The following is a 21,377-nucleotide window of genomic DNA, read 5'->3' as shown; positions in this document are numbered from 1 at the left end:
GACGGCCCGGCGCACCCACCAGGACCGACCGGGTTCAGTCCATACCCAGCTCCGCCAGGCGGGCTTCGCCGGCGGGCGGGGGCCGTCTGCGCCGCTGACCAGCCACCACGACGGCGAGCCCTACCAGAATGAGTGCCAGCCCGGCATAGGTCCCTCCCGGCAGCGTCTCAGCCAGGAACACGGCGGCCAGCAGCGCAGCGCCGGGAATCTCCAGCAGGATGATCATCGAAACCAGCAGCGGGCTCATGGTGGCCAGCAGGTGGTTGAACGCCGTGTGCCCCACCAGCTGGGCGCACACGGTAATGGCCACAATTCCCAGCCAGCCGGCGGCCTCGAAGCCCACCAGCGGCTGCCCGGAGGCAAGGGCCAGCAAGGCCACCAGGGCAGCGCACATGCCGTAGCAGAGTGTCGTATAGGTGCCGGTGCCCATGGTCTCGCGTGCCTTGCCGCCCGCCAGCGTGTAGAGGCCCGCCAGCGCGCCTCCTGCCACGGCCAGCACGTCCCCCAGCAGCGCATCCGGGGAGGTGCCCATGTCGAACCCCGTGATGGCGACAACGCCGCCGAACGCCATTCCAAGGCCTACCAGTACCTGCCAGCGGTGGCGTACGCCCCTGAACAGCTGGAACACTGCGATCCAGCCGGACTGGAGGCAGACCAGCGCCGTGGCCGCGGCTACGGACGTGAGCTGGAGCGAGGTGATGAAGCAGGCGAAGTGCAGTGCAAGAGCTACTGCTGCCAGGGCCGACCAGCGGAACTCGCGGCGCGTCACCTTGCCGAACTGCCGGGGGTTTCCCACCAGGACCGGAGTGGCCATCACCGCGGCTCCGATGGCGTTCCGCCAAAAGGCGATGGCGAGGGCACTGACCGTGGTGGCGCCCAGTGTGGCGGCGATAAGGGGCCCGGATGAGGCCACGCCGAGCACGCCCAAGGCGGCAAGGAAGAAGTTCACCGTTCCAACAGTAGTGGTGCCTCCCCGTGGTGCCGGTGCGATGGGCTGTCGTGGACGACTACGCGGAGCGCACGGGTCGAAGGCAAAGCAAAAGGCCCCGGATTGCGTTTCCGCATTCCGGGGCCTTCCTTATGGTGGAGGCACGGGGACTCGAACCCCGAACCCCCTGCTTGCAAAGCAGGTGCGCTACCAATTGCGCCATGCCCCCATAAGAAGCAACCCGTCAATCATACCCTAGTTCCGGATGCCTTCTGACCAGCATCCGTACCGGGATCCGGACTATTCGACAGTGTCAGTCGAATCGCTCCAGACCGTCTTCCGGGCTTCGGATTCCTGCACCTTCTTGAAGAGCAGCGCGCCTGCGATAGCCACTGCAACAACCAGCAACTTCTTCACATGCACCCCGTTCCGGTCCGGTTTTATCCGAACCATTTCCAAAACCTGTGCAGGTTCCGTGGGCGTACCAGGACTTGAACCTGGGACCTCTTCGTTATCAGCGAAGCGCTCTAACCGCCTGAGCTATACGCCCCGATGCCTCATCGGGCCGAGACATGACTTTACAGCACATCCCGGCCCGATCTCAAATCGAGGCATTTCACCGGTGGAATTCCGGCGAAATTCCGTGGACTAATCGTCCGTGAGGGTCACGCCGATGCCACCGACAAGGGTGGCGGAGATGTTGTACAGCACGGCCGAAAGCATCGACAGGGCAGTCAGGAGCACCACATTCACCACGGCGATGATGACCGCGAACGAGGCCACCTGGCCCAGCGAAGCGACCTTCTTCAGTTCGAACCCGCCGCCTTCGGAACCGGCAAGGGTTCCAAGCAGGCTGTCCACCTGGTCGAAGATGCCCGTGAGGTCCAGGACGGTCCACAGGACGATGGCCGCAACGACAGTGACGATGCCAAGCGCAACGGACAGCAGGAAGGCCATCTTCAGCACGGACCAAGGGTCCACCTTGCTGATGAGAAGCCGGGCACGGCGGACCTTGGCCTTCGGAGCCGGCTTGACCAGGCCCGGGGCACCCTGGGCGCCGCCCTGGGCAGGCCGCTGGGCCGGAGCCCCGGGACGTTGACCCTGGGGTGCCTGGCCGGGGCGCGGCCCCTGCGCCGGACGCTGGCCGGGGACCACGGGGCGCTGGGCCGGAGCACCCGGCGTCGAAGGCCGCTGCTGGGGACGTACGGGGGCGTTCACGCGCGGAGCGGACGCCGGCTGCCTGATCCCGCCGGGAGTGTTGCTGTTCGGCTTGGGATATGAGTCGGAATTACTCACTCGTTACCTCCGGTATTTTCTTCGTCCAGCTCAGCGTTGTCCGATGACTCGTCGGATTCCACGGCCGGTGCTGAATCTGCCTCTGCGGACCCGCCATGGGATCCGGCATCTTCAGCCAACGTTACGTCATCCCCGGCCGCAGCCGGGCTTCCTGCCGGGTTTTCCGGGTCGATGCCATCGGCCTCCTCACCCTCCAGGCCGCGTTCGCTGTTCCGCGCCACCTCGATGATGCGGTCGTTTTTGTCCGGCTTGGCGAAGATGACGCCCATGGTGTCACGGCCCTTGGCAGGCACTCCGGCCACCGAGGACCGGACCACCTTGCCGCCTTCCATGACAACGAGGACTTCATCCTCTTCCTGGACAATGAGGGCACCTACGAGATGGCCCCGCTCTTCCTGGTATTTTCCGACCTTGATGCCAAGGCCGCCGCGGCCCTGGAGGCGGTATTCCTCCACCGCGGTCCGCTTGGCGTAGCCGCCTTCGGTGACGATGAAGACGAACGAGCCGTCCTTGACGACGTCGGCCGCCAACAATTCATCGTCCTCGCGGAACTTCATGCCGGTCACGCCGGAGGTGGCCCGGCCCATCGGACGCAGCGCATCGTCGGTGGCCGTGAAGCGGATGGACTGGCCCATCCGTGAAACCAGCATCAGGTCATCGGTTTCCGAGACAAGCTGGGCGGAGACGAGTTCGTCGCCGTCGCGCAGGTTGATCGCGATGACGCCGGCGGAACGGTTGGTGTCGTAGTCCTCCAGGCGGGTCTTCTTGACCAGGCCGCGCTTGGTGGCCAGCACCAGGTACGGGGCGTGCTGGTAGTCGCGGAGGTCCAGCACCTGGGCAATGTGCTCATCCGGCTGGAACGCCAGCAGGTTGGCTACGTGCTGGCCCTTGGCGTCACGCCCTGCTTCCACAAGTTCGTAGGCCTTGGCGCGGTAGACACGTCCCAGGTTGGTGAAGAACAGCAGCCAGTGGTGGGTGGTGGTGACGAAGAAGTGCTCCACAACGTCGTCCCCGCGCAGCTGGGCGCCCTTGATGCCCTTGCCGCCGCGCTGCTGGGAGCGGTAGTTGTCGCTGCGCGTGCGCTTGACGTAGCCGCCGCGCGTAATGGTGACCACCATTTCCTCTTCGGGAATGAGGTCTTCCATGGACATGTCACCGTCGAAACCCATCAGGATCTTCGTGCGGCGGTCATCTCCGTGCTTGGCGACAATCTCGGAAAGCTCGGTACTGATGATTTCCCGCTGGCGCTCCTCCGAGGCAAGGATCGAGTTGTACTCGGCGATCAGGGCCTCGAGTTCAGCGTGGCGGTCCTGGATCTTCTGGCGTTCCAGCGCTGCAAGCCGGCGAAGCTGCATGTCCAGGATGGCGCGGGCCTGCAGCTCGTCGATGTCCAGCAGCTGCATCAGGCCGTCGCGGGCCGCTTCAGTGGTGTTGGACGCGCGGATGAGGGCGATGACCTCGTCCAGCATGTCCAATGCCTTGAGGAGGGCACGCAGGATGTGCGCCTCCTCTTCGGCCTTGCGCAGGCGGTACCGGGTCCGGCGTGCGATGACGTCCATCTGGTGGGCGACCCAGTGGCGGATGAAGGCATCCAGGCTGAGCGTCCGCGGAACACCGTCCACAATGGCCAGCATGTTTGCAGCGAAGTTGTCCTGCAGCTGGGTGTGCTTGTAGAGGTTGTTCAGCACCACCTTCGCCACGGCGTCGCGCTTGAGCACAATCACGAGGCGCTGGCCGGTACGTCCGGACGTTTCGTCGCGCAGGTCGGCGATTCCGGAGATCTTGCCGTCCTTGACGAGTTCAGCGATCTTGATCGCCAGATTGTCCGGGTTGGCCTGGTAGGGCAGTTCGGTGACCACCAGGCAGGTACGGCCCTGGAGTTCCTCCACATTGACCACGGCCCGCATGGTGATGGAGCCGCGGCCCGTGCGGTAGGCGTCCTCGATCCCCTTGTGGCCCAGGATGGTGGCCCCCGTCGGGAAGTCCGGGCCCTTGATTCGAAGCAAAAGCTCTTCCAGCAGCTCTTCGCGGCTGGCAGTCGGGTTGGCCAGGTACCACTGCACGCCGTCGGCAACCTCGCGGAGGTTGTGCGGCGGAATGTTGGTGGCCATGCCGACGGCGATGCCCGAGGACCCGTTGACCAACAGGTTGGGGAAGCGGGCCGGCAGGATGGTGGGTTCCTGGTTCTTGCCGTCATAGTTGTCCTGGAAATCGACAGTTTCCTCGTCGATGTCCCGGACCATTTCCATGGCAAGGGGGGCCATCTTGGTTTCGGTGTACCGCGGTGCTGCTGCGCCGTCATTGCCGGGCGAACCGAAGTTGCCCTGGCCCAGGGCCAGCGGGTAGCGCATGGTCCAGTCCTGGATGAGGCGCACCAGGGCATCGTAGATGGCCGTGTCACCGTGCGGGTGGTACTGGCCCATGACCTCGCCCACCACGCGGGCGCACTTGTTGAAGGAGCGGTCCGGGCGGTAGCCGCCGTCGAACATGGCGTAGAGAACCCGGCGGTGGACCGGCTTGAGTCCGTCGCGGACGTCCGGCAACGCACGGCCGACTATAACGGCCATGGCGTAGTCAAGGTAGGAGCGCTGCATTTCCGTCTGCAGGTCCACCTGCTCCACGCGGTCGACCAGCACGTCGCCCTCCAAAACGGGCTCAACGGGGCCGGCGGAATCCGCAGGAACCTCGGGTGTTTCGTCACTCATAGTCTATATTTTCCGTTTCAGGTATATGTCGCTTCAGGAATACTTGCGGGCTTGTTCGCAGGCCCGTTAGATATCCAGGAACCTGACATCCTTGGCGTTTTGCTGAATGAAGTTTCGGCGTGATTCAACGTCCTCGCCCATTAGCACGGTGAAGATCTGGTCGGCCGCGAGGGCGTCGTCCATGGTGACCTGCAGCAGAGTCCGGTGGTCAGGATCCATGGTGGTGTCCCACAGTTCCGTGTAGTCCATCTCGCCAAGGCCCTTGTAACGCTGGATGCCGTTGTCCTTCGGAATGCGGCGTCCTGCGGCCTGACCGGCCAGAAGCCGGGCGTCGCGCTCCCGGTCGCTGTAGACATAATCGTGGGGCGCGTTGGACCACTTGATCCGGTACAACGGCGGCTGGGCGAGGTACACATAGCCGTTCTCGATCAGCGGCCGCATGTAGCGGAACAGCAGCGTCATCAGCAGCGTGGTGATGTGCTGGCCATCCACGTCGGCATCGGCCATGAGCACGATCTTGTGATAGCGCAGCTTGGCGAGGTCGAAGTCCTCGCCAATGCCGGTGCCGAATGCAGTGATCATGGACTGGACCTCGTTGTTGCCGAGGGCCTTGTCCAGCCGTGCCCGCTCAACGTTCAGGATCTTGCCTCGCAGCGGGAGGATGGCCTGTGTTTCCGGGTTCCGGCCGCGCTTGGCCGAACCGCCGGCGGAGTCACCCTCCACGATGTAGACCTCGCACTTTTCCGGGTCCTTCGAGGAGCAGTCCGACAACTTGCCCGGCATGCCGAAGGACTCCAGCGGGCTCTTGCGGCGTGCGTTGTCGCGGGCCTTGCGGGCGGCCATGCGGGCCTGCGCTGCGGAAATTGCCTTGCGGATGACGTCGCGGGCCGGGCCGGGATTGCGCTCCAGCCAGTCGCCTAGGCCGTCGGTGACCACGCGCTGGACGAAGCCCTTGACCTCGGAGTTGCCGAGTTTGGTCTTGGTCTGGCCTTCGAACTGGGGTTCCGCCAGCTTCACGGAAATGACGGCGGTCAGGCCTTCGCGGATGTCATCACCCGTGAGGTTGTCGTCTTTTTCCTTGATGATGTTCTTCTCCCGCGCGTAGCGGTTGATGAGCGACGTCATGGCGGCGCGGAAACCCTCTTCGTGGGTTCCGCCCTCGTGCGTGTTGATGGTGTTGGCGTAGGTGTGGACGCTCTCGGAGTATGCGTTGGTCCACTGCATCGCCATTTCCAGGGCGATTTTCCGGTCTTTGTCCTCGGTTTCGAAGGCGATGACGTCCTCATGGACAACGTCGACCTTCTTGCCGGAGTTCAGGTGTTTCACGTAGTCCAGCAGGCCGTCGTCGTACTGGTACACAACTGTCCGGTATTCGGCGGCGACTTCGCCTTCGGTGGGAACGTTATCGAGATCCAGGTCCCCGTCTTCCGACGACTCCAGTGCCTCACGGCGCTCGTCCGTCAGCGTGATGCGCAGGCCCTTGTTGAGGAACGCCATCTGCTGGAAGCGGGCACGCAGCGTTTCGAAGTCGAATTCCGTGCTCTCGAAGATGCTTGCATCGGGGTAGAACGTCTGCGTCGTACCGGTCTGGTCCGTCTCTTCACCTTTGACGAGGCTGCCCTGGGGTTTGCCGCCATCGGCGAAGGACATCCGCCAGACGTGGCCCTGGCGCCGCACTTCCGTGTCCACACGGCTGGAAAGCGCGTTGACCACGGAGATGCCCACGCCGTGCAGGCCGCCGGAGACGGCATATCCGCCGCCGCCGAATTTTCCGCCGGCGTGCAGGATGGTCATGACAACCTCAACCGTGGGCTTGTGTTCGGTGGGGTGCATGTCCACGGGGATGCCGCGGCCGTCGTCCACCACTTTGACGCCGCCGTCGGCCTGCAGAACAATTTCAATGTGGGTGCAGTACCCGGCCAGGGCTTCATCCACGGAGTTGTCCACCACTTCGTACACGAGGTGGTGGAGACCGCGGGGTCCCGTGGAACCGATGTACATGCCGGGGCGTTTCCGGACAGCTTCGAGTCCTTCAAGGACGGTGATGTCGCTCGCACCGTATCCCTTGCGTTCGGCTGCCTCCGCCGGCGCATCAGGTGTACGGGCATCCTCAGCTGCGGGTTCCACTGCCGGGATATCTGCATTGTCGTTAGCCACAGGCGCTTTCGACTCCTCTGTATTCGTATGGCCGGCCGTCACCGTCTCCGATAGAAGAGGCTCCTGCCAACAGGCACGTCACTGATGACGCCGATTACTTCGTTGACTGGCGGAACCGTCCCCCGGCCGCAAAAAAGCGCCGGAAAACGGACTCAGTCAACGTTTCACCGGCGCCCAGTTATCTACCACGATTCTACCGTGCTGGAGAGTGTAATCCCGCATTCCAGGCCCGCAAACGCGGGGGAATATGGTGCTGGCAGGCCGTTGGCCCCACCTGCAAGGCTCCAGGGGTCCGGGTTCTGGGTTCCTATACGGCCACGGGTCGTTGGAGCGCCCTACACGCCGTTTGACCATTTTTCAAGAGTCCGTGCCAGCGGCTGCCGGGAACGCACGGGCAGCCAACGTGTTCCGCGCTATCCGTACGTGTCGCGGGGACCGCGGCCGTTGACCGTCCGCCCGCCCTTCCGCCAGCTCGGAGCCGCCGGTCCGAGGACCTGGATCTTGGTGACCACGCCCTCGCCCAGTTCGGTCCGGAATTTCTCGAGGAGGCTGAAGCTGAGCAGGCGCAGCTGGGTGGCCCACGCCGTGGAATCGCACCGAACGTGGAGCGTAGTGTCGGTGAAGCTCTCCGGCGTGCAGTGCGCCGAAATTTCCGGACCCACGAGGGTGCCCCACTCCGCCATCACGGACCCGACTGCCACCGGTGACGTCCAGCCGCGTTCGGCCACTAGCCGCCCCACCACTTTGCCCAGGCCCAGCGGGTCCCGGCCCGTGCCGTGGAACTGGGTGAAACCCCGGGTTCCGGCACTGCTGCGCCCCGGCTTCTTGGCTGCGCCGCCGGGAAGCGGAGCCTTCCGTCGGATTTCACCGCGGGCAGCGGCCGCCTCGCGCATCCGGTTGAGCGCCGCCTGGGCAGCATCGATGTCGTCTGGGTCGCGGCCCGGCTGCAGGCCGCCAGCATCTTTATTCATCGGGATTCCGACTCATCGATTCCTCCCGGGACCACCTTCACCCGCCGCCCGGCCAGCTCGTCTGGAATGTCGGCGTCGACGGCGGCGGTCACCAGCACCTGTTCGGCACCGGATACTATTGCCGCCAGTTTACGCCGCCGCTGAACGTCGAGTTCGGCAAACACGTCGTCAAGGATAAGAATCGGTGCGGAACCTCCGGTGCGGGCGTCGTCGAGCATCACGTAGTAGGACGCCAGCCGCAGGGACAGGCACATGGACCACGTTTCGCCATGCGAGGCATACCCTTTCGCGGGCGCCTCACCGAGGATAAGTTCGACGTCGTCGCGGTGGGGTCCCACAAGGGAGATTCCCCGTTCCAGTTCCTTGCGGCGGGACGCCGCAAAAGCCTGCACGTAGCGTTGGGTGAGTTCCTCGACGGACAGTGCCCGGAGGTCCTCGACGCGTTCGACGGCGGCGGGTTCCGCAGCGTAGCCGGCGCCGTCGTCGTCCAGTATGCCCTGGAGCGTGGAACGGTAGATCGCGTCAGCTTCCTTGGACCCGTCAGTCAGCTGGGCATAGGCAGCCTTCAGGTGGGGCCGGATCCGTTCCACCAGTTCCAGGCGAGCGTGAAGCAGCTCGGCGCCGGCCCTGGCCATGTGCTGGTCCCAAACATCGAGGGTGGCCTCGTGACCGGCTGTGAACTTCCCCGACCGGCCCGATTTGAGCAGCGCGTTGCGCTGTTTGAGGACACGGTCGTAATCGGTTCGAGTGGCCGAATGTCGCGGCATCAGGCTGACCAGCAGCTCGTCAAGGAAACGACGGCGGTTGGATGGATCCCCCTTCACCAGCGCAAGGTCTTCGGGTGCAAAAAGAACCGTCTGGCAGATACCCAGGATGTCGCGGGCACGGACGGGGTTGCTGCGGTTGATCCGCCCCCGGTTCGCGCGGCTGCCGTTGATTTCCAGCTCCAGCACGGTGGACTGCCCGCCCCGGACCAGCTTCGCCCTGATCAGCGCGCGCTCGGTACCGAAGCGCAGCAGCGGAGCGTCCGAACTGACGCGGTGCGAGCTGAGCGTGGCCAGGTACCCGATGGCCTCCATGAGGTTGGTCTTGCCGATGCCGTTGTACCCCACGAGCACCGTCACCCCGGGTTCGAGGGTGAGGTCCACCTGGGCATAACTGCGAAAATCGGTCAGCGAGAGCTTTTCTAGGTACACGCGGTCTTCAGGATTCCCGTACTGCCCGGATTGCCGCTACTTGGCCGGACGGGTGGCGTGCCCGCCGAACTGGTGGCGCAGCGCGGACACCATCTTCATGGCCGGCGAGTTGTCTTCGCGGGACGAGAAGCGGGCGAACAAAGCCGCTGTGATGGCCGGCGCGGGAACCGCATTGGCGATTGCCTCTTCAACGGTCCAGCGTCCTTCCCCGGAATCTTCGACGTAGTCGTCGATCGAGGCCAGGCCCGGATCTTCGTCCAGCGCCTTGACCATGAGGTCCAGCAGCCAGGAACGCACTACCGTTCCTTTCTGCCAGGCGCGGAAAGTCCCCGGCAGGTCCGTGACGATGTCCTTGGCAGCCAGCAGTTCGTAGCCCTCTGCGTAGGCCTGCATAAGCCCGTACTCGATGCCGTTGTGCACCATTTTCGCGTAGTGGCCCGCGCCGATGCCGCCAACGTGGACGAAGCTGTCCGCCCGGTCACCCTCGGGGCGGAGTGCATCAAAAGCGGGCATGGCCCGTTCAATATCGGCGGCATCGCCGCCGGCCATCAGGCCGTAGCCGTTCTGTAGGCCCCACACACCGCCTGACACTCCGCAGTCCGCGAAGCGGATGCCCTTTTCAGCCAGCGCGGCGCCGTGTTTCTGGTCTTCGGTGAAGCGGGAGTTGCCGCCGTCAATCACCAGGTCGCCGGCGTCGAGCTTGGAACCCAGCTCGGTGATGACGGCGTCAGTGATCTCGCCCGCCGGAACCATGACCCAGATGACGCGGGGAGCCGGAACAGCCGCGATGAGTTCGTCCACGGTGGCGACGTCCGTGACGTCAGGGTTGCGATCGAAGCCGGTGACTTCAAGGCCGCCCTTGCGCAGCCGCTCGCGCATGTTGAAACCCATTTTTCCAAGGCCGATTAGTCCGATGTGCACGGTAGGAACTCTTTTCTGCGCTGGTGTGGTGGAGGGGCTGCGGCTGCTGCCTAGTTGGGCAGGCGCACCGGCATGACCAGGTAACGGTAGTCGTCCTGGTCTTCGCCGTCGGCGTCGACCTGCGCCGTGATCATGGCGGGCTTGGGTGCCGTGGTGAAGGAAAAGCGCACGAACTTGGTTTCGATGACGCTCAGGCCCTCAATCAGGTAGTGCGGGTTGAACGCAACCGTGATTTCGTCGCCCGTCAGCTGGGCCTCAAGTTCTTCCGAAGCCTGCGCATCTTCGCCGGTGCCGGCGTCCAAGTGGAGCTGGCCGTCGGTGAAGGCCAGGCGGACAGGCGTGTTCCGTTCGGCGACCAGGGAGACGCGCCGGACAGCCTCGACCAGTTCCTGGGTCTGCACGGTGGCGTGGATCGGGGTGGCATCCGGGAACAGTGAACGGATCTTGGGGTAGTCGCCATCCACAAGGAGGGACGTGGTGGTGCGTCCGCCGCTTTCGAAGCCGATGAGCCGGCTGTCGTCGTCGGCCAGGGCGAGGTTGATGTCACCGCTGTTGCCCAGCGTTTTTGCAACTTCGTTCAGGGTTTTGGCCTTGACCAGGGCGCTGGTGGAGATTCCCGGGGTGACAGGCTTCCAAGGTACCTCGCGCATGGCCAGACGGTAGCGGTCTGTGGCCAGCAGGGTGATGAGGTCGTCTTCGATTTCCATCCGGACGCCAGTGAGGATCGGCAGGGTGTCGTCCTTGCTCGCGGCGATGATCACCTGGGAGACAGCCTGCGCAAAGGAATCGCCCGGGACGGTTCCGCTGATCGTGGGCAACGCCGGCAGCGGCGGGTATTCGGCTTCGGGCATGGTGGCCAGGTGGAAGCTACTGCGGCGGCAGGTGAGCGTGACTTTGTTGCCGTCGGTCTCGACGTCAACCGGGGCAGATGGCAGGCTGCGGCAGATGTCCGCGAGCAGGCGGCCCGAAACCAGAATGGTGCCTTCAACGCTGATGTCGGCCGGTATTTCAAGGCGGGCCGACGTTTCGTAGTCAAAGCTCGAGAGGCTGACGGTGCCTGCTTCGGCCTTGAGGAGGAGCCCGGAAAGCACCGGAACCGGAGGCCGCGGAGACAACGACCGGGCGGTCCATGTGACGGCTTCTGCCAGGACGTCCCGTTCGACTCTGAACTTCACGGAAGGGTGCCGCCTTTCATTGCTGCTGCCATTTTCTCAACGCGAACTCCCTTAGGGAACTCGAAAAACCTGCCCCCGGACACCGGAACCTGCATGGTCCACGCTTGCTGAACCACAAACAGACCCAAGGATGGGAGCGCTGCTGACAGCTTAGCCGGAAGATTCAGGATTTCCCCATCCCCGGCAGGCCCGGAGGCCCTTTGGGGCCGAGGCCACGAGGCTGTGTGTGGCGGAGAAGGAAATTGTTGTTTGAGGGAATTTCAATTTTTTGGGATTAGTAGTGTTAATAACTGCTGTGGAAACTGTGGATAACCCCGTCTCACGGCACGATTCCGCGGTTAAGCCCTGTTCATCCGTTGTGGGCGAAGCAGGTTTTAAACAGGGTGTGGATGGGGACAACTTTTTTGGCCGTTTCGCTGATCCACAGATGCCTTAAGGGTTTTAAGCCCATTAACCGGGGTTGTCCCCTTAACTATCCACAGGCTTATCCACATGCGCCTGTTAATAAGGTAAGAGTGCGGGGCGGAAGCCCGGCTTAGGAATCCCGCTGCTGCTGTTTGATGCGGTTGGTCAGCTCCGTAACCTGGTTGTAGATCACACGACGCTCGGCCATCAGTTCACGGATCTTGCGGTCGGCGTGGATCACCGTGGTGTGGTCGCGGCCGCCGAGCTCCTGGCCGATCTTGGGGAGCGACATGTCGGTCAGCTCCCGACACAGGTACATGGCGATCTGCCGTGCCGTCACCAGCGTGCGCGTCCGGGATTTGCTGCAGAGTTCCTCCATGCTGAGCTTGAAGTAGTCTGCGGTCTGCGTGAGGATCTGCGCGGAAGTGATCTCCTGGGCGCCGTCGTCCGTGATGAGGTCCTTGAGGACCATTTCGGCGAGAGCAACGTCCACCGGCTGCCGGTTCAGGCTGGCGAACGCGGTGACGCGGATGAGTGCGCCTTCGAGTTCGCGGATGTTGCTGGAGATTTTGGACGCGATGTACTCAAGTGCGTCGTCCGGCGCGGACAGACCTTCACTGAGGGCCTTCTTGCGGAGGATCGCAATACGGGTTTCCAGTTCCGGCGGCTGGATGTCGGTCAGCAGGCCCCACTCGAAGCGGGACTTCATCCTGTCCTCGAATCCTGCGAGCAGCTTGGGCGGCTGGTCGGAGGTGATGACCACCTGCTTGTTGTTGTTGTGGAGCGCATTGAACGTGTGGAAGAACTCCTCCAGCGTGCGGTCCTTGCCGGCCAGGAACTGGATGTCGTCGATCAGCAGGACGTCCACGTTGCGGTACGTGGTCTTGAAACTGGTGCCTTCATCGTCCCGGATGGAGTTGATGAAGTCGTTGGTGAATTCTTCGGAGTTCACGTAGCGGACCCGGATGCCGCTGTAGAGGCGGCGGGCGTAATGCCCGATCGCGTGCAGCAGGTGGGTCTTTCCCAAGCCGGAGTCACCGTAGATGAACAGCGGATTGTAGGCCTTGGCCGGTGCCTCAGCGACGGCGACGGCTGCGGCGTGTGCAAACCGGTTCGAGGAACCGATCACGAACGTGTCGAAGACGTACTTCGGGTTGAGCCGGCCGAATTCGTGGGACGTGCTCGGCAGCATGGGCTGCGGCTTCAGTTCCACCGTGGGATCAGTAGCGAGGGAAAGTTCGACGGCGGGTTCCGGCTCCGTGTGGACGGGCACCAGATCGGTGTCCACGTCGATTGCGCAGCGGATGTCGTCGGAGAAGACGTTGTGCAGGGCGTCGTCGAGAGCTTCTTTGACCTGGGTCTGCAGGACTTCGCGGGTGAGTTCGTTGGGTACGGCCACCAGGAGCGTTGAGCCGATGAGGCCCTGTGCCTGGGCGAGGATCACGAAGCCGCGCTGCCGGGGTGAAACCCGGTGGTCCTGCTCCAGAAGACTCACAACCCGCCGCCAGGAACTTCCGACAGTATTCGCGTGGTTGGCTTCGTCTACTGTCATCAATCAGTTCCTCAAACTTGCTTGCCTGCATTACCTGCAGCCACAAGTCCTGAACCAGGGGTCTGGTTCCGGCTTAATCCACAGGGTTATGCACAGAGCGTGGATAATCGGCTACTGAGCCACTCTAGGGGATGAAAAGCCTAGAAGATAGCTGGGTGCAGCCTTGTGGATAATTACACCGTTGTGGTTCGAAAACGTGCCCTGTGAGCCACTTCATCCACAGGCTGTGGGCAGAGGTTGACCACAGCAGCCGCAGGGTGGTGAAGACCAGTCCGGTTTGACTACGCGACGCTTCCTGGCCTAACGTTGTGAAGTCCTTTGTGTCCGCTTTTCGACCTCATTTGAATCTCTCTGACGTTCTGCGTCCTACGAGCCGAGGGCAGCGTGCATATACAAAACTTAGCGTCGGCCAGTTCTTCCCCTTTTTGATCGGGTGGGCGCACCTTTGATCCACTGGAGTAACTAACGTGAGCAAGCGGACTTTTCAGCCGAATAACCGCCGTCGAGCCAAGAAGCACGGCTTCCGCCTTCGTATGCGTACCCGTGCCGGCCGTGCCATCCTGGCAGCCCGTCGTGGCAAGGGCCGCACCGAACTGTCGGCCTAAATACACTGACTCGTCGGTCACCATCCCTTTGCGAGTTTAACGGTGCTAGCCACCAGGAACCGTCTGAGGACATCAACCGATTTTTCAACAACTGTACGTTCCGGCGTCCGCAATGGACGCCGGAACGTAGTGTTATATACGGTAGCTATTGCTGCTGACGAACCAAGCCGGATCGGATTCATCGTTTCCAAGAGTGTCGGGAACGCTGTTGTCAGGAACCTCGTTAAGAGGAGACTGAGGGAAGCCGGTGCTTTGTCGTTGCAGCAGTACGGTACCGGGTTCGCCATTGTGGTCCGGGCACTGCCTGCGGCCGCGGCTGCCAGCTGGGACCAACTGCTGGCAGACTACAACGCCGCTCTGGAAACGACCATGAAACGGCTGGGCGGCCGCCTTCCTCGGGCCGCTTCAGTGGTTTCACGGGAAACAAGACAGGAAGGGACACCGCGTGCGTAACTCGATTGCCGCCGTCGTCCGCTTCTTGAAACCCGCTGCCGTCCTGGTGGGCAGGACGCTCTGGAACCTGCCCCGCAACTTTCTTATTCTGCTGCTGATGACCTACCGCAAGGTGATTTCGCCCTTGTACGGCCAGGTCTGCCGCTTCTTTCCTTCGTGCTCGGCATACGCCCTCGAAGCAATCACGGTCCATGGCGCCGTCAAGGGAAGCTGGCTTGCGGCCCGGCGCCTGGTTCGCTGCCATCCTTGGAATGCCGGCGGTGTGGACCATGTCCCCGCCGGTCATCGCCACTGGCCTGAAAACCAGACCCCCACAATTGTTGTACTGAACAACCCGGACAAGTACCTGGCTGCACAGTCTGATGGAGAAGGCCGCACTGCGGCCTAACGAATAGGGATATCGTATGGACTTCTTTGAAACAATTATGTTTCCGTTCAAGTGGCTGGTGTCAGTCATCATGGTGGGCTTCCATGAAGGCCTGAGTGCCATTGGCCTGCCGGCTGCCAACGGCTGGACGTGGACGTTGTCCATCATCGGGCTGGTGCTGGTCATCCGTGCCGCCCTGATTCCCGTTTTCGTCAAGCAGATCAAGGCCCAGCGCGGTATGCAGCTCCTGCAGCCGGACCTGAAGAAACTGCAGGACAAGTACAAGGGAAAGACCGACCAGCTGTCCCGCCAGGCCATGGCGCAGGAACAGATGGCCATGTACAAGAAGCACGGGACCAACCCGTTCTCGGCCTGCCTGCCCATGCTGATCCAGATGCCGTTCTTCTTCGCACTGTTCCAGGTGCTCTCCGGCATCACGGCCGCCCGGACCAAGGGTGCCGGTATCGGGGCAATGAGCCACGAGCAGGTGGTGCAGTTCGACGATTCCAGCATCTTCGGGGCCACGCTTTCGGCTTCCCTGCTGCACGGCGGCGCCGGCAACCAGACCGCAGTCTGGATCCTCTCGATCGTGATGATCCTTGCCATGACGGCCTCGCAGTTCATCACGCAGAAGCAGATCATGGCCAAGAACATGTCCGAAGAGGCCATGGCCAGCCCGTTCATGCGCCAGCAGAAGATGATGCTCTACATCCTGCCGGTCGTCTTCGGCGTGGGTGGCATTAACTTCCCCATCGGTGTCCTCATCTACTGGACCACCACCAACCTCTGGACCATGGCACAGCAGTTCTTCGTTATCCGCCGCATGCCGACGCCGGGTTCCCCCGCCGCCAAGGCCCTCGCCGAACGCCGTGCCGCCAAGGGCCTTCCGGCCCTGCCCATCCTGGGAGGCAAGAAGGCCGACGTCGAGGCTGAAGCTGCCGCCGCTGCCGCGGTTGCCGAGGCCAAGGGCCAGCGCATCCAGCCACAACGTAAGAACAGGAAGAAGAAGTAATGTCTGTCGATAGCACCGAAAACGCCGTTTCCGGCGAGGCCATTGAAGACCAGGACGACGCCCAGGATGAGATCCAGGACGAGGGCAAGGGCTCTTCTGCGAGCCGGCTGGAAGAAGAGGGCGACGTCGCAGCCGACTACCTCGAGGAACTGCTGGATATCGCCGACATCGACGGCGACATCGATATCGAGGTCCGGAACGGTCGGACCTATATTTCCATCGTGGCCGAGGAAGAATCAGCGGGGCTCGAAAGCCTTGTTGGCCGCGACGGTGAAGTGCTGGAAGCCCTGCAGGAGCTGACCCGCCTGTCGGTCCTGTCAGCCACGGAGAACCGCTCGCGCCTGGTGCTGGACATCAACGGCTACCGGCAGGAGCGCGCCGGCCACCTGCAGAAGATTGCAGAGGACGCCGTGGCCTCCGTCAAGGAATCCGGAAACGCTGTGGCGCTGGAGCCGATGAGCGCCTACGAGCGGAAGATCGTCCACGACGCTGTGGCCGATCTCGGGTTCGTTAGCGAATCTGAAGGCGAAGGTGCCGGGAGGCACATCGTTGTCTCCGCAGACTGAAGACGCCGGGACACTGACCATGGTTGACATTACTGCCGCGGAACTCAAGGCGGCCGAGGCCATCTTTGGTGACCGCCTGGAACTGGCCGAGCGCTATGTGGAGCACCTGGCCACCTCCGGAACTGAGCGTGGGCTGATCGGACCCCGCGAAGTGCCGCGGCTTTGGAGCCGCCACGTTCTGAATTGCGCCGTCATTGAGCGCGAGATTGCCCGGGGAAGCCACGTCGCGGATGTCGGGAGCGGCGCCGGATTGCCCGGGCTGTGCCTGGCAATTGCGCGCCCTGACCTTGAACTGACGCTGATTGAGCCGCTGGAACGCCGCGTCATCTGGCTGCAGGAGGTCGTGGATGACCTCGGACTGACCAACGTCACGGTGATGCGAACCCGGGCTGAACTGGCCGTCGGTATGGTGAATGCCGATGTGGTCACGGCCCGGGCTGTGTCTGCATTGTCCAACCTGGCCGGGCTAACCATCCCCCTGCTCGGGGGCAAGGGTGAGGTCGTTGCCATCAAGGGACGCAGCGCCGGTGAAGAGATTGAGAAGGCTGCCAAAGCCATCCGCAAGCTCGGCGGCGTTCAGACCTCCGTGGTGGTTGTTGGGGAAGACCTCCTCGAGGAACCCACCACTGTAGTCCGCATCATCGTTAATAAGACGCAAAAGATTGCCTAGCAGCTGGCCCGGTGCCGCGGGTCTTTTGGGGGAAGCGGTTAGGCTAGTGAACGGCAGAAAAAGCCGAATGAGAGTGAGTGTGTCACAGTGACCAGTAGCGAAGCCTCCACACAGCGGATACCCCCGTTCGTGTCCCTGGGGTCCGCACGGGCTATGGTCGCGCCCTCGATTGCGCCGACTGACTCGTGGAATCATCTGAATTCGGTTGCAAGCCGTTCCAAGTCCACCGCAGTTTCACGTGAAACTTCCGGATCGGTCAGCGGAAACATCATGGACTCCATTGATGACTCGAGCCCCATCGCCCGTGAATTGGCCCACGAAAATAAACGGCGCGAGCGGCTGATCGGCCGGCAGCTCCCGAAGCCGGAGAAGACCCGTGTCTTCACCGTCTCGAACCAAAAGGGCGGGGTTGGCAAGACCACCACCACCGTCAACATTGCAGCCGCACTCGCTGCAGCCGGACTGAACGTCCTCGTCATCGACATTGATCCCCAGGGCAACGCCTCTACCGCCCTTGGTATTGAGCACCACGCAGACGTGGACAGCATCTATGATGTCCTGATCAACGATGTACCCCTCAAAGACGTTGTAGCCCAGTGCCCGGACATTGCGAACCTGATCTGTGCACCCGCCACCATTCACCTGGCCGGCGCGGAAATTGAACTTGTCTCGTTGGTCGCTAGGGAACAGCGACTCCGCCGTGCGATTGACGTCTACGCCAAGGAGCGCCAAAAGGCCGGCGAGGCACGTCTCGACTACATCTTCATTGACTGCCCGCCCAGCTTGGGCCTTCTGACAGTCAATGCCTTCTGTGCCGCCAGTGAGGTCCTGATTCCCATCCAGTGCGAGTACTACGCCCTGGAAGGTCTCAGCCAGCTGCTGAAGAACATCGAAATGATCCAGAAGCACCTCAACGCTGATCTGGTCGTCTCCACCATCCTCCTCACCATGTACGACGGTCGAACGAACCTTGCCGCGCAGGTAGCTGCCGAGGTCCGTGAACACTTCCCTGAACAGGTTCTCGGTGCTGTGGTGCCGCGGTCAGTCAGGATCTCCGAGGCGCCCAGTTACCAGCAGACTGTGATGACCTACGATCCGTCCTCCAGCGGTGCACTCTCCTATCTGGAAGCCGCAGCGGAAATCGCTGAACGTTAGAATTTTCAACAATTGCACTAGCCAGAGCCGGATCTGCCGGGCTCTTCCATTGGAGGGATTTATCCATGAGCGATAAGCGACGCGGCCTCGGTCGCGGTCTTGGCGCACTCATTCCAAGTTCCGCTCCGGCTAACGCATCCGGCAACGGCGCAGCACCTTCGCGTCCGGTGGATCTGTTTTTTCCGGAGGCCAGGAAGACGGCTACTCCAGTCGCGGTGATTCCCGTCGAGGACGACGCAGCTCCTTCAGTGTCCCCGGCCCCCAGTAAGTCCCCCGGCGTTACGCCGTCGCCTGATTCGAAAGCTCCTGTTCGAAAAACTGCGGCCAAGTCAGCCCCCGCCAAGAAGGCCGCTACCGAAAAGCCTGAGGGGAATGCCGACACTTCGGCTTCAGTAGCTGTAGTCGCCGACGCCGGGCCGGAACTGGTGGAAGTCCCCGGGGTCAGGTTCGCGGAGATTCCGGTTGGCGATATCCATCCCAACCGGAAACAGCCGCGTTCCGTCTTCGATGAAGACGACATGGCGGAGCTCATCCACTCCGTCCGGGAAATAGGCGTTCTCCAGCCAATTGTTGTCCGTACTTCAACCGAAAAGGGTGGCGAACCCTTTGAGCTGGTCATGGGTGAACGCCGCTGGCGGGCAGTACAGGCCGCGGGGCTGGAAACTATCCCTGCCATTGTCAGGGATACCACTGACGATGACCTGCTTCGGGATGCACTTCTCGAAAACCTGCATCGCAGCCAGCTGAACCCTCTGGAAGAGGCGGCCGCGTACCAGCAGCTGCTCGAGGACTTCGGTACGACGCATGAACAACTTGCCGACCGCATCGGCCGCTCCCGGCCCCAGGTGTCGAACACTCTGCGCCTGCTCAAGCTGCCGCCGTTGGTGCAGCGCCGGGTAGCTGCGAGCGTTTTGTCCGCTGGCCACGCACGCGCACTGCTGGCCCTGCCCGATGCGGCTGCAATGGAGCGTCTTGCCCAGAAGATCGTCGCTGAGGGAATGTCGGTTCGTGCAACTGAAGAAGCTGTCACTCTTTACCAGAGCCCAGCAACGCCGGCTAAGAACAACGTTCCCCGCCCGGGTGCCCGTCATGAGCGGCTGGACTATCTCGCGTCTTCTCTGTCGGATCGGCTCGATACCAACGTGAAAATCTCGTTGGGTGCCAGAAAGGGCCGCGTGAGCATCGAGTTTGCCAGCGTGGAGGACTTGAACCGGATCATGGAAGTTCTGACCCCGGGGTCAGAAAACTAGTTTTATAGTAAAAGTTCGGGGCCTGTTTCACGTGAAACAGGCCCCTTTTTTGTGGCTGGCGGGGGTAACGCTGTTGCCCAACCCTTTCGAGGTTGTGGTTCATCCTTTAGGAAACTGCCGGATCGCTGCCGGGGGTACGTAGCCGAAGGAAAGGCAGCCGCTCAAGTCCGGGCAGCAAGGATTGGAGCGGGCAACCCAGCCGCCCTGGTGGCGCACGGCGTTCTGTGTGAGTCGCTGCCAGTCCCAGGCTCCGTTGCTGCCGCCCCTGCGGTGGTGCCCCACCGGGGCTCTGGGGGCTGTACGCCGGGCGCGAGGAGCCTGACGGCACCACCTGGGCCGCTGGGCCTCGGAGAGCGCTCCGTGGCCGTTCTGACGGAAGCTGTTGCTGTAGTTCAACTGCGGAATCGCTGCACGGCCATGATTTGGCCCGTTTCCGCTCGGCGGCGAGGGCCCGGCGCTGCCAATTGTGGCAGCCACGCTGTCGATACTGTGTGTGGTGTGCGCACACAGCGGCAGGCGTTAGGACTATCAGGAGGCCCTCCCAAGCCTGTTGTATGTGCACGGTTCTACCGAGGCTGTGGTTGTGCCCCGTTGTTCCGGTGTTTTGAAAGTTGTCTTCGGTAGTGGACGTCGTTCGCGGGAGGAAGCCATATTCTGTATGCCAACCATGCAGTAATTGTGGTTCAGGGGCCTCACGACGCCTTGTGAGCATGATGTTCGCGGTAGCAGGTCGCCTCATGTTCTTGGGCCTGCTTGGCGAGTGGCGGTGTTTCCTGTGCGACGAACGGGCAATGTGCGGAGCAGGCGCCACTGTTCGTGTTGTAGTCGGAACTGTGCCAGAGGGTCCGCAGTTGGGTGCGTGGCGCCTGGTGGTCTCGCCGCCACGAGTGCGTCCCCGCCCGTGGCACGGTGTATATGTTTCACGTGAAACCCCGGGGCTTAGAACGTGGCACTGGTGGTCTGGCCGGGAGTTCTACCGCGCTACTTTCCGGGTAGATCTAGACGAAGTGAGGCCCCCTGGTATCGGCATGCGGCCGCCCGTGGTTAGGTAAAGTCGCTGCCCACGCTCTCGTTGTTTAGTGAACGCGGTCGCCGGCAGCCCTGTTGCCGCCGCCGCGTGATGGTGAAATCTCAATCATATTGGTCCAGGCGGTCTTCCCGACCGCACGGTGTCGCAAAGCCTTCGGTCCGTCTCAACCGTCCTTGATCGGCTCGCTGCCGGGTTCGCTGTGATTCGCTCGTCGCTTCAGGGTCCGACAGACTGCCTAGACGAGCAAGGGTTGCGCTGAACACTATGGTTTGTTTCACGTGAAACCTACTCGTGAATGCCGGTCCGATGTTGTCATACTTCTTTGAGCCCCGGTAGCCAGCTGGCAGGTGATGATCAGAGCGGCGCGGGACGGAAGGGAGCTCTGCCAGCCTGGTCCCATCGTCGTCAACAGCCCGATGACCACCACCCGAATGTGTACTCCCCCGTGAGTACGTAATGTGGCTGCGTCGGGGTGAGGGACCGAAATGGCAGCTGGGCGCCGAATACAAGGAGTCCGCAGGAAGCCTGATCGGGATCGCGTGCAGCCCTGTTTCCTGGCTTCCCCGGCATTGCTCGTAGCTAAGTAGGGAGCACAAACCGGCCGCAGCAATTATCGGTGCCGGAGTGCCAGTGGGCAGACCGGAGCACCTATTCGGGTTGGCCATGGAGTGTGTTCATACCCGAGCAGGATGCCAGGCCTCGTGAGCGTCGGGATGGGTTGAGGTAGCAAAAGCCATTCGTGTTTGCGTCGAGCGATTGACCAACCTGACAGATACCAGTCCGTGAGTTCCTCCGGCATTTGATCGATGGCCTTGGCATGGAGACGCAGTGCCGGTTGATCCCTTCAGCGAAGGAGTGGCAAAGAAAATGTATCCATGATCAAGTTTCTGTCTGATCTAGTTGCCGTCGTCGTCCAAACTCCTCCCCTGCCGACACTTGGCATGGGAGGACGCGGTCCTGATG

At 62.5% G+C, this 21,377-nt stretch carries 18 protein-coding genes and 2 tRNA genes; 8 read left to right on the top strand and 12 right to left on the bottom strand.

Annotation, left to right across the window (positions count from 1 at the left end; translation table 11 throughout):
• Positions 1-34 precede the first annotated feature (34 nt).
• The 12 genes from JOE41_RS11240 to dnaA form a co-directional block, all read right to left on the bottom strand.
• On the bottom strand, positions 35-949 hold the full coding sequence (locus JOE41_RS11240) for a DMT family transporter (protein WP_209752383.1): 915 nt from the start codon (positions 947-949) through the stop codon (positions 35-37).
• Positions 950-1,081: 132 nt separating this feature from the next.
• Positions 1,082-1,157: transfer RNA gene (locus tag JOE41_RS11235), tRNA-Ala, on the bottom strand.
• Between the two features lie 71 nt (positions 1,158-1,228).
• Positions 1,229-1,381, bottom strand: a complete 153-nt coding sequence (locus JOE41_RS11230; protein ID WP_156810590.1) for a DLW-39 family protein — start codon at positions 1,379-1,381, stop codon at positions 1,229-1,231.
• 23 nt (positions 1,382-1,404) lie between these two features.
• Positions 1,405-1,478, bottom strand: a tRNA-Ile gene (locus JOE41_RS11225).
• A gap of 98 nt (positions 1,479-1,576) precedes the next feature.
• Positions 1,577-2,224 (bottom strand): DUF3566 domain-containing protein, encoded by a 648-nt coding sequence (locus JOE41_RS11220; protein WP_011689879.1) that lies wholly within the window; start codon positions 2,222-2,224, stop codon positions 1,577-1,579.
• On the bottom strand, positions 2,221-4,929 hold the full coding sequence (gene gyrA, locus JOE41_RS11215) for a DNA gyrase subunit A (RefSeq protein WP_209752382.1): 2,709 nt from the start codon (positions 4,927-4,929) through the stop codon (positions 2,221-2,223). The genes JOE41_RS11220 and gyrA overlap by 4 nt, the downstream gene beginning before the upstream one ends.
• Before the next feature lie 66 nt (positions 4,930-4,995).
• Entirely contained in the window at positions 4,996-7,086 is a 2,091-nt protein-coding gene (gene gyrB, locus JOE41_RS11210; RefSeq protein ID WP_011689877.1) for a DNA topoisomerase (ATP-hydrolyzing) subunit B, read from the bottom strand.
• A 413-nt stretch (positions 7,087-7,499) separates the two neighbouring features.
• On the bottom strand, positions 7,500-8,057 hold the full coding sequence (locus JOE41_RS11205) for a DUF721 domain-containing protein (protein ID WP_011689876.1): 558 nt from the start codon (positions 8,055-8,057) through the stop codon (positions 7,500-7,502).
• Positions 8,054-9,253 (bottom strand): DNA replication/repair protein RecF, encoded by a 1,200-nt coding sequence (gene recF, locus JOE41_RS11200; protein ID WP_209752381.1) that lies wholly within the window; start codon positions 9,251-9,253, stop codon positions 8,054-8,056. Before recF ends, JOE41_RS11205 begins: the two co-directional genes overlap by 4 nt.
• A 36-nt stretch (positions 9,254-9,289) precedes the next feature.
• Positions 9,290-10,174 (bottom strand): phosphogluconate dehydrogenase (NAD(+)-dependent, decarboxylating), encoded by an 885-nt coding sequence (gene gnd, locus JOE41_RS11195; RefSeq protein ID WP_011689874.1) that lies wholly within the window; start codon positions 10,172-10,174, stop codon positions 9,290-9,292.
• Between the two features lie 50 nt (positions 10,175-10,224).
• Positions 10,225-11,349 carry a DNA polymerase III subunit beta gene (gene dnaN / locus JOE41_RS11190; protein WP_011689873.1) on the bottom strand — a complete coding sequence of 375 codons (1,125 nt, stop codon included), beginning with the start codon at positions 11,347-11,349 and terminating at the stop codon, positions 10,225-10,227.
• 535 nt (positions 11,350-11,884) lie between these two features.
• Positions 11,885-13,306, bottom strand: a complete 1,422-nt coding sequence (gene dnaA, locus JOE41_RS11185; RefSeq protein WP_043429166.1) for a chromosomal replication initiator protein DnaA — start codon at positions 13,304-13,306, stop codon at positions 11,885-11,887.
• 467 nt (positions 13,307-13,773) lie between these two features.
• On the opposite strand from dnaA, the gene rpmH reads away from it, so the two are divergent.
• From rpmH to JOE41_RS11145, 8 genes are all read left to right on the top strand, one after another.
• On the top strand, positions 13,774-13,911 hold the full coding sequence (gene rpmH, locus JOE41_RS11180; RefSeq protein ID WP_003800212.1) for a 50S ribosomal protein L34: 138 nt from the start codon (positions 13,774-13,776) through the stop codon (positions 13,909-13,911).
• 42 nt (positions 13,912-13,953) lie between these two features.
• Entirely contained in the window at positions 13,954-14,364 is a 411-nt protein-coding gene (rnpA, locus tag JOE41_RS11175; protein ID WP_011693992.1) for a ribonuclease P protein component, read from the top strand.
• Complete coding sequence (gene yidD / locus JOE41_RS11170) at positions 14,357-14,752, top strand: membrane protein insertion efficiency factor YidD (protein WP_011693991.1); 396 nt, start codon at positions 14,357-14,359, stop codon at positions 14,750-14,752. Before rnpA ends, yidD begins: the two co-directional genes overlap by 8 nt.
• Positions 14,753-14,768: 16 nt before the next feature.
• Entirely contained in the window at positions 14,769-15,743 is a 975-nt protein-coding gene (gene yidC, locus JOE41_RS11165) for a membrane protein insertase YidC (protein WP_209752380.1), read from the top strand.
• A complete protein-coding gene (locus JOE41_RS11160) occupies positions 15,743-16,309 on the top strand; it encodes a R3H domain-containing nucleic acid-binding protein (RefSeq protein WP_011693989.1) in 567 nt (188 codons plus the stop codon). The genes yidC and JOE41_RS11160 overlap by 1 nt, the downstream gene beginning before the upstream one ends.
• 19 nt (positions 16,310-16,328) lie before the next feature.
• Entirely contained in the window at positions 16,329-16,979 is a 651-nt protein-coding gene (gene rsmG / locus JOE41_RS11155; protein WP_209752379.1) for a 16S rRNA (guanine(527)-N(7))-methyltransferase RsmG, read from the top strand.
• An 87-nt stretch (positions 16,980-17,066) separates the two neighbouring features.
• The gene (locus JOE41_RS11150; RefSeq protein WP_011693987.1) at positions 17,067-18,134 is read left to right on the top strand and encodes a ParA family protein; all 1,068 of its coding nucleotides are present in this window, start codon (positions 17,067-17,069) and stop codon (positions 18,132-18,134) included.
• 65 nt (positions 18,135-18,199) lie between these two features.
• Positions 18,200-19,384, top strand: a complete 1,185-nt coding sequence (locus JOE41_RS11145; RefSeq protein ID WP_209752378.1) for a ParB/RepB/Spo0J family partition protein — start codon at positions 18,200-18,202, stop codon at positions 19,382-19,384.
• Positions 19,385-21,377: the final 1,993 nt, after the last annotated feature.

This window comes from Arthrobacter sp. PvP103 (assembly GCF_017833075.1).
Taxonomy (GTDB): Bacteria; Actinomycetota; Actinomycetes; order Actinomycetales; family Micrococcaceae; genus Arthrobacter.
Note: the sequence above shows the minus strand (reverse complement) of the source record. Positions and strands in the feature narration are given on the sequence as shown.